At 63.7% G+C, this 11848-nt stretch carries 7 protein-coding genes and 1 pseudogene; 6 read left to right on the top strand and 2 right to left on the bottom strand.

The window, feature by feature from the left end; translation table 11 throughout:
* The first annotated feature begins 27 nt into the window (after window positions 1-27).
* The 5 genes from mpaD to ACFYXF_RS33255 all read left to right on the top strand — a co-directional run bounded on the left by mpaD (window position 28) and on the right by ACFYXF_RS33255 (window position 6124).
* On the top strand, window positions 28-1296 hold the full coding sequence (gene mpaD / locus ACFYXF_RS33275; RefSeq protein ID WP_389355285.1) for a daptide-type RiPP biosynthesis aminotransferase: 1269 nt from the start codon (window positions 28-30) through the stop codon (window positions 1294-1296).
* A complete protein-coding gene (locus ACFYXF_RS33270; protein ID WP_389355284.1) occupies window positions 1293-2738 on the top strand; it encodes an NAD(P)/FAD-dependent oxidoreductase in 1446 nt (481 codons plus the stop codon). Before mpaD ends, ACFYXF_RS33270 begins: the two co-directional genes overlap by 4 nt.
* A 175-nt stretch (window positions 2739-2913) precedes the next feature.
* Window positions 2914-3732 carry a TauD/TfdA family dioxygenase gene (locus tag ACFYXF_RS33265; RefSeq protein WP_389355282.1) on the top strand — a complete coding sequence of 273 codons (819 nt, stop codon included), beginning with the start codon at window positions 2914-2916 and terminating at the stop codon, window positions 3730-3732.
* A 320-nt stretch (window positions 3733-4052) separates the two neighbouring features.
* Entirely contained in the window at window positions 4053-5342 is a 1290-nt protein-coding gene (locus tag ACFYXF_RS33260; protein WP_389355281.1) for a glycosyltransferase family 4 protein, read from the top strand.
* Between the two features lie 74 nt (window positions 5343-5416).
* On the top strand, window positions 5417-6124 hold the full coding sequence (locus tag ACFYXF_RS33255) for an HpcH/HpaI aldolase/citrate lyase family protein (protein WP_389355279.1): 708 nt from the start codon (window positions 5417-5419) through the stop codon (window positions 6122-6124).
* A gap of 139 nt (window positions 6125-6263) precedes the next feature.
* On the opposite strand, the gene ACFYXF_RS33250 is transcribed toward ACFYXF_RS33255, so the two are convergent.
* Window positions 6264-7472 carry an IS701 family transposase gene (locus ACFYXF_RS33250; protein WP_389355492.1) on the bottom strand — a complete coding sequence of 403 codons (1209 nt, stop codon included), beginning with the start codon at window positions 7470-7472 and terminating at the stop codon, window positions 6264-6266.
* A 215-nt stretch (window positions 7473-7687) separates the two neighbouring features.
* Between ACFYXF_RS33250 and ACFYXF_RS33245 the strand changes: the two are divergent.
* Window positions 7688-9230 (top strand): annotated as a pseudogene (locus ACFYXF_RS33245) (IS1182 family transposase).
* 599 nt (window positions 9231-9829) lie between these two features.
* Here ACFYXF_RS33245 and ACFYXF_RS33240 read toward each other — a convergent pair.
* Window positions 9830-11770 (bottom strand): GTP-binding protein, encoded by a 1941-nt coding sequence (locus tag ACFYXF_RS33240; protein WP_389355277.1) that lies wholly within the window; start codon window positions 11768-11770, stop codon window positions 9830-9832.
* Window positions 11771-11848 lie beyond the last annotated feature (78 nt).

Below are 11848 nucleotides of genomic sequence, written 5' to 3'. Positions count from 1 at the left end.
GCGGGCACACGAGAGCAGGAGGGCAAGATGAATTCGTATGGGCCGCTGTGGCCGTTTCTGACACCTCCAGACGATCAAGGCCGCGATGACTTCTGCGCGAAGTCCGCGCGCGGAGTCCGCGTGACGATGATGAACGGCCGTGAGCTGCTCTGCGCCACAAGCGGGTTGTGGAACTCCAACCTTGGATATGGAAACGCCGCCGTGGCAAAGGCGGTCGCCAATGTGCTGCACGACGCTTCGTACCTCAGCGTTTGGAGGGCCGAAAACCTACAGGCTCGCTCGGCTGCAGCCGAACTGGTCGAGCTCGCCGGAGCAGATCACTACGGCCGGGTCCTCTTCTCCACTTCCGGTGGCGCCGCGAACGACCTCGCGATCAAACTGGTACGCCAATATCAGGTACTGCGAGGCAAGCCTGACCAACGCGGGATAATCGCGCTGCGTACCGCCTATCACGGGCTGACGTTCGGGGCAGCGGCGCTCAGCGATGCCAATCTCGGGCAGCAGATGTACGGCGTGGACCGTCGTCTGGTCGGGCGTGTGCCGGCCAACGACGGGGCCCGACTCCAGGCAGTGCTGTCGCGATACGACGGAGGTGTCGCCGCGCTCTTCGTCGAGCCCATTCTCGGCTCTGGGGCCATTGCTCTCACTGAGGAGTTCGTCGCCGACATCCTCCGGCTGCGTAGGGAGTACGGGTTCGTCCTGGTCGCCGATGAAGTCTCCACCGGCTTCGGCCGCACTGGCAACGCGGCTTTCGCCAGTGCCCGCTGGCCCGAGCCACCCGATGTGCTCGTCACCGCAAAGGCACTGACGAACGGCACTCTCGCGGCGTCCGCTGTCATCGTTTCGCGCGAGATGGCAGAAGCGTTCCTTGCGCCCAACGTGTTGCTCGGTCATGCCGAGACGCAGGCTGGCACGCCAGTTGTGGGCGCGGCGATCAGTGCGACGTTGGCAGAAATGCGCCGCCTGGACACCCTTGCGGCCAGCGAGAAGCTCGGCCAGCGCTTCGGGGTCGAACTCGCTGCGCTAGCTGCCGAGTATCCAATGATCACCTCGGTCACGGGCAGGGGCTGCATGTGGGCGTTGCATCTCATCGCGCCGGACGGTGCGCCCATGGCTCAGTCAGAAGTGTCTGTGGTCATCCAGGCGATCCGTGACGCGGGGGCGATTGTCACCGCTGGCCCGAACTGCTTCCAATTGGTCCCCGCCCTCGTGTATACGGACGCAGAGGTCGACGAGTTGCTGGCAATCATGCGGAGGGGTCTCGAGAACTACGCAGCAGGTTGTGAGGAGCGATGACTTCGACCTACGACATTGTCGTCATCGGCAACGGCATCCTCGGGTGCGCGACCGCACTCGAGCTCATTCGGGCCGACCCGGATCTCCGCGTCGCGGTTGTCGGTCCATCAGACCGCGAGGGCAGTGCCTCCGCGGCGGCTGGAGCAATGCTGAACTGCTTTGGTGAGGTGACCCATCAAACGTTGTCTAGCGAACCGGGCCGCATCAAGCTGGATTTGTCGCTCCGAGCACTCGAGGCCTGGCCCACTTGGCTCGACGAACTCAACGACGACCTCGCGGACGACCAACAGCTCGCTATCCGCGAAGGCACCTACGTTCTTTTGAATAGCTGTGGGGGGCAACTCGACAGCCTCAACTACCGGGCGATCGTCGATGCGTTGGTGAGCTACGGCCGAAAGTACGAGGTCCTGCCACTGGGCAACGTACCGAACCTGGATCCGGCGACGAACGCACGACCGCTGGAGGCCGTTCACCTCCCCCAGGAGGGTTCCATCGATGCCCGTGCCGTCCTCGACCGCGTCGTCGAGGTGGCCCGGCAGCGCGGTGTCACCTTGATCGACGACAGCGTCGTGGGCTGGCAGCAGGAAGGCGGCCGCGCTCAGGGCGTCGTGCTGCGGTCGGGGGAGACTCTCAGCGGCGGTCGCTTCCTGGTAGCAGCCGGAGCCTTTACCCCTTCGATTGTCGAGGACTTGAAGGACACGACTGCTCCGCTCATGCCCATACTTGCTGGCGTCGGAGTAGCTGTCACGTGTAAGGCCACCTCATCGGGGCTGCGGCATGTGGTCCGCACACCGAACCGGTCGGGCGGTTGCGGGCTGCACATGGTGCCGGGTGATGACACGGTGTACATCGGCGCCACGAACGACGTATTGCTCAAGCCCGGCGCCTGGTCGAGCCTGGGCATGGCGCATTTCCTGGCGGGCGGGGCGATGGAGCAGTTCGATCGGCGGCTGTTCGGCAGTTCGGTCGCCGCGTGGCACGCAGGCAACCGACCCCTGTCCCTGGACGGCTACCCGGTCGTCGGAAAGCTTTGGCAGGACAACGTCTGGGTACTGTCGGGCACTTACCGCGATGGGTTTCATTGTGCGCCAGTCCTCGCGCGTCACGTGGCAGACCTCTTGCGCGGTGGTACCGGTGTGCTCGGCCACGACCTGTTCGCCCCGTTGCGGGCGCCACTGCGCACCATGAGCCGAGAGCAGGCGGTCGACGAAATGGTGCTGCACTGCGTATCGCAGTTCTACCAGTACTCCCCGCGCCTAGCTCCCTGGATGCGGGTCACCGACGGAATCGAGGTGCAGGTGCGCACGAGAACAGAGGCGACGTACCGCGAGCTGGGCAGCGATGTCGGTCTGACGCCGGAGTTGCTGGAGTTACTCAACTGGGGGGAGGGGCGGACGCAGGTCCTCGCATCGTTCCGCCGGTACCTTGATGTCGCGGCATGATGCCGGCCGGCCGGCAGTCGCCGAGACTGTCCGCTCCTGGACCGGCCACGAGCTGCTTCGCACCGGCGCCCACCAGGTAGTGCCATCCGACGACCTAGTAGCGCGGCTGCATCGCCGACTACCGAAGGTGTTCGAGCCACCGACACCGGCCACGCTGTCAGCCTACCGGTCGGACATGACGGAGCTGGTGGGCGACATAGCGCAGGCCATCGGGCGGCGCCTTGGGCCCGGCGCTCCAGGACTCGCCATCGTGGCCCACGATGACCTGGAGTCGCTGTCAGACGGACAGCTCACCGCCCTGGGGTTCGGGGTGTCAGTCCTTCTCGGCAAGCCGGCACTTCAGCGACCTCCCGAAGGCTTCATTGTCAAGGTGGAGGATCAACAGCCGGGCAACGTCACCACTGCCCCGGGGTACACGTCCAACGGACGCATGGGCATGCACAACGACCCGACCGACGTAGCTGTGTTGACATGCCTCGCGGCAAGCGCGGAGGGCGGGGAGAACCTGTTCGTGAGCGCGGCAGCAGTGCACGATGCTCTCGCACGCGAAGCACCCGCCGTTCTGGAAAGCTTTCGCCGGCCGTGGACATGGGACTTGCGCGGTTCGCAACGCCCTGGAAGTTCCCCCATCGTCGACTCCCCGGTATTCAGCCTCGACCCAGACAACGTCAAGTGCCGGTTCGGGTGGCTGCTCTTACATGAAGGAGCCCGCGCCACAGGCCGGCTCACTCCTGACGTGGACGTGGCACTCGACCTATTCGAGGAAGTCGCCCGGCGGCCCGAGCTGACTCTGCGTCATCGGCTTCGACGGGGCCAGAGTGTTTGGCTGGATAACTACCGTGTCCTGCATGCCCGGGAGGCGTTCGAGGACCGAGTGCACACCGATGCCGTGCGGCGCCTGATTCGAATCTGGCTGTGGCTGCACGATCGGGCGCCCCTGCCTCCGGGCTTTTCCGCGTTCTCCGCGGCGATCGACCGAGGTTCGCTCGGCTGATCTGCCAGGTGGTCAGGTGGCAGCTGCTCACCTGACCACCTGGCAGGCCACGTGTCGGCTTCCCAGCAAGCGCTGCCTTCGCATTGCGGCTGATGTAGGAGCATCACAACTGCCAGCACCTCACATACCCGGCACATTGCCTGACGGAATACTCGGGTCCTGCTGCCTGGTGGCACGCGGACAGTCACTCTTCCGTTGCAACAGGGAATTAAGCCAAATCATTGAAGCACAATGCTTCGACGGTTTGCAACCGCCCATTGTGCAGCTTACCGAACTGTCATAAAATCACGAATGTCACGCAAGAGTAACGGAGGAGAAAAATGCCGAAGAAGAAGCTGGGAATCGTTATCTGCGCACATGACGGGATATCCAGCATGTATGCAGGCGTCGGAACGGCCACCGACGCCTATTTTGAAAGCATTGACCAGATACGGAGCGAGCTCGACGCAGAGTACGAGATCCGAGTATGGGCAATCACACCTCGGTTCGCAAACTCGAATATCGGCTTTAACCAACCACAGCTCCAGAAAATTCGTCGCATCTGTCAAGAAACCGGAGGTGACGTGCTCGAATGCTTCAATGCCTCAGACGGGTTCGATCAGTACGGTGACGTCAGGAACTGGTCCGTCGTCTCCCCAACGGCGGCATTGCTCGCCTATCAGGCACTAAAAGAGTATCAACCCACAGACGCTATCGTCCTTGCGCAGTGCACTCCGTTTGCGATGACCCCGGCCATCCTAATGAAGCACGTAGACTTCGATGTAAATCTTCGCATAGTTTGGCTGACTCACAACACCTCCCTAATCGAAGATCGTGGAGATTTTGACACCGAAAGGATAAGCTTCGAGCTCAATGCAGCCAAAAGCATCAATGCTACCCCTGGACTTTTCGCCGGCTATCACAATTCCTACATGCGCGACCATCTCGGACGCGATTACGGCGTCCTGCCGGAAAAATTGACCCCCGTACTGAACGGAATAACGAAGAAAGCGGTCCCCGTTTACCCACAGGACGAAATCCGTCGCTCCCTGCTGCAAAAATCAATTCCCACAGACAAGCCAATCGTCTTCTCCTTTGGCCGGGGGGTAGAAGTTAAGGGATTCGATATCTTCATGCGAGCCGCAGCGGCTTTGGATGATTTGGATTGCCACTTCGTCCTTCAGGTCGCCGCCTGGTCAATGGATTACCCTATCGTGGCAGACCTAAAGAAACTACAACATCCCAACATTACGCTTATGTTTGGCCTGGACTTCGTCCTACCGAGGCAGCTGATGCAGTGGGATAAGACAGAAATAGTGGCCGTACTATCGCGATCCGAACCGGGAGCAATTGTGCCTATGGAGGTTCGCGCGTACGGAAATGCGCTCGCCCTTGTCTCCAACAGGGACGGGCTACCTTGTCAGGTTCATGATGGGAAGGATGGATTCATCACGGACTTGCAGGTAGATGAAGTCGCCCGAAATATGCGAGATATTCTACACCTGCCCAGGGAACAAAAAGACGAGATCGCAGCCGCGGGCGCCCGTCGAATCCGGGAGGATTACAACATGTCTCAAAACTTCACTGCCGCGATTATGCAGCTTCTAGAGCGCGGACAAGACGATTGCTGAGAGGGTCGTGGATGGCCACGCTTACCGGAGAAACCTGAAAAGTAGAAACTACTATCCGGAGAGGGGGCACAGTGATGCGCGCTGCGAGCGGTGTGCCCGTCGGTCACTCATGGATCATCGCCCCGGCAGCAGGGGGTGCCCCGTTCCGGACGGCGCAGACGCTGCAGGCGGATGTCGCCCTCGTCGACCTTGAGGACTCTCTAGCTCCCGAATTGAAGCAGCTGGGACGGGAGCGTGCGGAGCAGATCTTCACTGAGCCGACGGCCGGAGCAGGCACCCTGGGCATACGTATCAACCCACTCACAACTGTCGATGGCATCCGGGATCTGGTGGCCATCGAAAGGTACGTCAAGAAGCCTGAAGTCATCCTGGTGCCAAAGGTGGAGTCGGCTCGCGAGGTCGAAGTCGTGGCCGGATGTCTCGATAGAGCCGGACACACCCCCCAGATCTACGCGCTACTCGAAACCCCCAAGGGAATCGAGAAGGCCTCCTGTGTCGCGAAGGCCGAGCGACTTGCTGGCCTGTTCTTCGGGCCAGGGGATTTCGCCAGACTTCTTGGCTGCGGTCTGGATTGGGACACCCTGCTGTACGCACGCTCCCGCGTGGTGGCCAGTGCAGCCGAGGCCGGCCTACCCGCGCTCGACGGCCCCTTCTTCGACATGGAGGACCTGGCCGGACTACGAAAGGAGGCCGAGCAAGGACGAGCCCTCGGGTTCTTCGGCAAGATGGCCGTTGCCCCAGGCCAACTCCCCTTGATCACGGCGGTGTTCCGGCGCACCTGACCGGACTGCGTCCAACGGCCGCCATCTATAGAGCTTGGTCATGTTGGTGCGAGGTCTGGCATGTCGCGGTGACAGGTGGGGCAGGCGCCGGTCCAGAGGGCGAGGAGTAACTGCAGCTCGCGAACGACTCGGTAGAGGCTCAGGCCGACGCCGTCTCTTTTGGGGACCGGCTCAGTCGCTGCAGGGTGCAGAAGGCGTGGGCGACCGAGACGAGGGTGACGTGGTGGTGCCAGCCTGGCCAGGTTCGGCCTTCGAAGTGGGCCAGGCCCAGGGCCTGTTTCATCTCGCGGTAGTCGTTCTCGATGCGCCACCGCAGTTTCGCGGTGCGGACCAGGGTGGCCAGCGGGGTGTTCTCGGGCAGGTTGGAGAGCCAGAACTGCACGGGCTCGGCCTCGGTGGCGGGCCATTCGGCCAGCAGCCAGCGCACCGGCAGTTCGGCGCCGGGGGTGGCTTTGCGGATCTCGCGTCCGGCGGGCCGGATCCGCAGGGCCACGAAGCGCGAGTACATGCGCTTGTGCCCGCTGCGGCCACTGCCGGGCCGCGATCCCTCCCTCCACTGCACTGGTCTTGCGGAAGATTTTCCGGTCGCGATGACCAGGCTCTTTACCCTCTGTGCCGGATCGGGGTAGGCCGGAACCGGCCGTCGGCCCCGGCCGGGGTAGGCCGGGGTGCACGGCTGTGCGTCCTCGGGTTGCGCGGTGGTCGTGGTCGAGATGCCCACCACGTAGTCGAGACCGCGTTCTTCCAGGCCGAGCCGGAAAGCGGCGGTGTCCCCATAGCCGCCGTCGGCGATGACCTGGGGCACCTCGATGCCCCAGGAGCGCGTCTCGTCGATCATGTCGAGGGCCAGCTGCCACTTCTCGACATGGCCCACCTGGGCAGGGATGGCGCACTTGTCACGGCGGACCACTGTGACCGGATCGGCCTTCGGCGAGGCGGGATCCCAGCTCTCGGGCAGGAACAGACGCCAGTTCACCGCCGCCGAGGCGCCGTGGGAAGCCAGGTGCAGCGAGACCCCGGCCTGGCAGTTGGTGACCTTGCCCGCGGTGCCGGTGTACTGCCGGGTCACGCACGCGGACGCGTCCCCGTCCTTGAGGAACCCGGTGTCATCGATGATCAACGCGGTGGGCTTGATGACCGGCTGCATACGCCAGGCCAAAAGGGCCCGAACATGTGCCGCATCCCACGGGCTGGAAGTGACGAAGTGGGCCAGGGCCTGCCGGTTCCCGTCTTCGCCCAGGCGGGCGGCCATCGGCTCCACCGACTTGCGCCCGCCCTCCAGCAGCAGGCCCCGCAGATATACCTCGCCCCACCGTCGCTGATCTGCCCGCGCGAACGGCTCGAACATCTCCGCCGCGAAGTCCTCCAGATCACACCGGACCGCAGCCAACTCCCCACCCAGCACACCCGATCAACGACACGACCGATCAAGAAGACACGCCATCACGGACCGCACCTGACCAAGCCCTACTAGAAAATCGCTGAAAATGTTGCGGGTTCTGGCCCCGGCGCGGCAGAGTCGGGGCCAGTCTTGTGGCATGCAGGGTGAGTGGGCCGGGGTAGTTGATCGGGCCGGATGTGTGGGAGGGCTACCGGGAGTTGATCCCGGTGGAGAGTGTGTTCGCGTTCCTGGCCGAGCATCGGGAGGTGTTGTTCCCTCCGGGGATGTTCGCGGACATGTATCCGTCGGCGAACGGGCGGCCGAGTCTGTCGCCGCAGGTGCTGGCCGTGACGGTGGTGCTGCAGGAGCTGTCGGACTTCGAGACGGTCCAGGAACTACGGTGTGACCTGCGGTGGAAGGCCGCTTGCGGGCTCGGCCTGTACGACACCGCATTTGATCCGTAGCTGCTGACGTACTTCCGGCGCCGTCTGCGTCACTCGGCCGATCCGACGAGGATCTTTACCAAGGTCGGGGAAGTCGTGGCCGCGACCGGTGTGCTCAAGGTCAGGCAGCGGCGCGCTTTGGACTCCACGGCTCGATGACGCGGTGGCCACCCAGGACACCGTCACTCAGATCATCTCCGCGATCCGTCGGGTGATCCGCGAGGTCCCCGGCGCCCAGGAGACAGCCGCGGAGCACTGCCGGGCGCACGACTACACCGACCCGGGCAAACCGAAGATCGCCTGGGACAACGAGGCCGCCCGTTCCGCGCTGGTCGACGCACTGGTCACCGACGCCCTCAACCTGCTCGGGCACCTGCCCGAGCAGAACCTGGGCGAGAAGGCGGCGAACGCCCTCGGCCTGCTGGCCCTGGTCGCCGGGCAGGACGTCGAGCCGGCCGAGGACTCCGACGGCCGCTGGCGCATCGCCAGGCGCACGGTGGCGGACCGGACCGTGTCTACCGCCGATCCCGACGCACGGCACATCCACAAGAACCGCACCCGCCACCAGGACGGCTTCAAAGGACATGCGTCCTTCGAACCGGAGAGCAGCCTGTTCACCGCCGTCGCCCTGACCAGCGGCTACGGCCCCGACAACCACGAGGCCGCCGTCGCCTGCGATCTGCTGGCCGACAAAGACCAGGACGGCGAGTTAACCGTGCTCGGCGACTCCGCCTACGGCACCGGCAACCTGCGCGCACAGCTACAGGCCGACGGCCACACCCTGGTCATCAAGCCGCCACCACTGCGGCAGGCCGTCCCCAGCGGCTTCACCATCGACGACTTCCACATCGATCCGGTCGCCAGCACCGCCACCTGCCCGGCCCAAAACACCGCCAACCTCGGCCGGAGCAAAGCGGACGGCGCCCGAACCACCCAGTTCAAGCGCGTCTGCACCGGTTGCCCCCTGCGAGAACGCTGCACCACCTCCCAGACCGGACGCACCCTCAACGTCCACCCCCAGTACGAACTGCTGGCCGCCGCCCGCGCCCAGACCGCCACCGACACCCTCTGGCAGGACGAGTACCGCCGATGGCGGCCATCCGTCGAACGAGCCATCGCCCGGCTCGTCGCCAAGAGCAACCGCCGGGTCCCCTACCGCGGCGTCATCGCCAACAACATCTGGCTCCACCACCGCGCCGCCGCCCTCAACCTCCGCCGACTGATCAACCTCGGACTCACCCGCACCAACACCACCTGGCACCTCACCCCAGCCACCACATAGCGAAAGGGGCCGCCCGGCCCACGACCCGACAGCCCCACAACAAGACTTTCAGCGATCTTCTAGGCTATCGGCATGCTGGACGGTGGCCCTGCGCCGGGGCTTCCTAACGAACTCGTGCATGGGGGGAGTGCCGCGTCGAAGGCTGCGGATCCGCCCCGGTTCACACCCGAGGGCTGCTGGGCCGGGTGATGGTCTGCTGTTGGGAGAGCAGGCTGACGACAGGCTTGGACGATGTCGCTCATGCATTCGAGGCGGGCAAGGGGGCGCTAGTTGTTCAGGTGTGCGACGCCGTGCTCGACCTGGATGCGCCGCGAGGAGCGCGCCTTGCGCTGCTGCTCATGCCATTCCTCGTACCAGGCCGGAGCGTTCCTCCCACCCGCCGGTCTGCGCGCCCATGCCCTGGTAGGCGGCGTCCGCGAGGATCTACATGAACGGACCATCGGCCAGGATCTCAACCAATTCGAGCCGCCGGGCCTGGACAATGCCAGTGCAACGACCCGGTCGGACGGAGCTACAGAACAACACCCGCCCGTCGGTGTCCGTGAGGGCCATGGACTTCAAGGTCAGCGGCCGTGCTGCGAGACCCAGTGGATGGGCTGTCAACCGACTACTCTGTTGAGGCTCATGAGGTACTCACGGCGGTTGAATGGATTGATCCCCTTGTGTTGTCGCCGCGCCGGTTGTGGCGACATCGGCTGGTAAAACCCGAACTCGACCTCCACGGCCCCCTCACCGCTCGTCAGACCCGGTAGGGCAGCCTGAAGTGCATTCACGTCACCTGCCGGGATATCGCCCACGACTACGGACAGATTACCGTCGATCACGGGTGCGCCGGGTGTCGCGCGCAATCGGCTTAGCTTCCCCAGGACCGCCGGAAGCGAGGCAACGGGAATCTCTAGACGAAAACGAGAAATAGGCTCACAGATCACCGTACCGGCTTCCTGCAACGCGGCAGCAACGACGAGCGGGGTGAGATGCCGAACGTCGGAAGCAGTACTGCCACTCGGCCTGCCAGCTCGGATGAGCGTTACCACGCAGTCGGTGACGGGCCATCCGCAGGGGCCTTGCCGGAGGGTATCGCGGATTGCTTCCTCCGCGGCGGCATGGAACGAAGGAGGCATGAGGCCAAACTCGGCCTCAATGCGGTACGTGACGCCAGACCCGGGCGCAGCAGAACTGACCCGCACCCCGATAGTAGCGACGAAGGGGTTTGATGGAGTGAACGCCTCCTCGGCAAAAGAGCCCTCGCCTGACGGACGCTCGATGTACAGCGTCGTTGTATCAGCGAAATCGATTGCCAGGCCGAAATCGAGTGCGAGCGTATCTCGAATGACCTCCTTCTGTACCTCGCCGTACAGGGAGACGTAGGTAACCCCGTCGTCGTCCTGGCGGAGCGAGATCAGCGGATCGGCATCGGACAGATTGACCAGTGCCGCGTAGACCTCCCCTTTCTCACCAGCGTGCTGCGGCACAACGGCCGCCTCCATCGTCGGTGGGGCAAAGCCGGAGGGCAAGCGGGAAGTGGTGACACCCAAATTGTCCCCGATCTTCGCGTGGTTGAGCCCCCACACCTGGGCGATCTGGCCCGCCCTGGCGATGTCACGCGCCACGGTCGATCCGTTATCGAACACACGGATTGCGCTGATCCGCTCACTGTGGGCACCGCAGTCCACGCGGCTACGCACAGTTAGGACACCGCTGAAGACACGTACGTACACGATCTTCTCCGATGCCCGTCCACGGTCGATCTTGAACACTGCAGCCGAGAGCGGCGCCTCATCATCGTCGGAAGCCTTGGGTAGCAGGTCGACGATGGCGGCCATGATTTCGTCCACTCCGCTGCCCGTGACGGCGGAGCCGAAGTAGACCGGGCATGCGATGAGCTCGACGGTTTGGCGCCGCAACTCTCCCCAAAGCTGGTCAACATCGACACTGCTCGCGTCCGTGAGCTTATCGAGGACCTTCTCATTTCCCTCGGCAAGACCGGCGGCGAGATATTCGACGAAACCAGGCTCTGAAAGTGAGTGTGGCTGAAACTTGGCGCTGCGACTGCCAGCGTCATCGACGGCGCCCATGGCTAGCGGCCGAACGTGAAGCTTCCGCTCGAGCTCAATGAGGACCCTGTCCGGATTCGCTCCGACTCGGTCAACCTTGTTGACGAAGATCAGGCAGGGAATACCCAGCCGCTTTAATGCCCGGTACAGCACATATGTCTGGGCCTGAACGCCCTCGATCGCGGACACCACAAGTACTGCGCCGTCGAGAACGGCAAGTGATCGTTCAACCTCAGCAATGAAGTCCGGGTGGCCAGGAGTATCAATCAAGTTAACGGTCACGCCGCCGATATCGAATGAGGCGACAGCGGCCTTGATAGTGATACCGCGTCGACGCTCCTGATCCATTGAATCGGTCTGGGTGGTGCCGGCGTTAACGCTGCCTAGTTGACGAGTAGTGCCCGCCTCAAAGAGGAATCGCTCTGTCAGACTGGTCTTGCCGGCGTCCACGTGCGCCACGATCCCAAGGTTCAGCCGGTCCGTCACAATCCTCATCCTTCTCTATGGCCGATATCCCTCGGTCGGGATTGTGCGCGCGCGGTAGCGACCGATTCCACGGACTGA

This window comes from Streptomyces sp. NPDC002680, from assembly GCF_042889145.1.
GTDB classification, from domain to species: Bacteria; Actinomycetota; Actinomycetes; order Streptomycetales; family Streptomycetaceae; genus Streptomyces; species Streptomyces adonidis.
The sequence above is the reverse complement of the archived record's forward strand: the minus strand, read 5'-3'. Positions and strand labels throughout refer to the sequence as shown.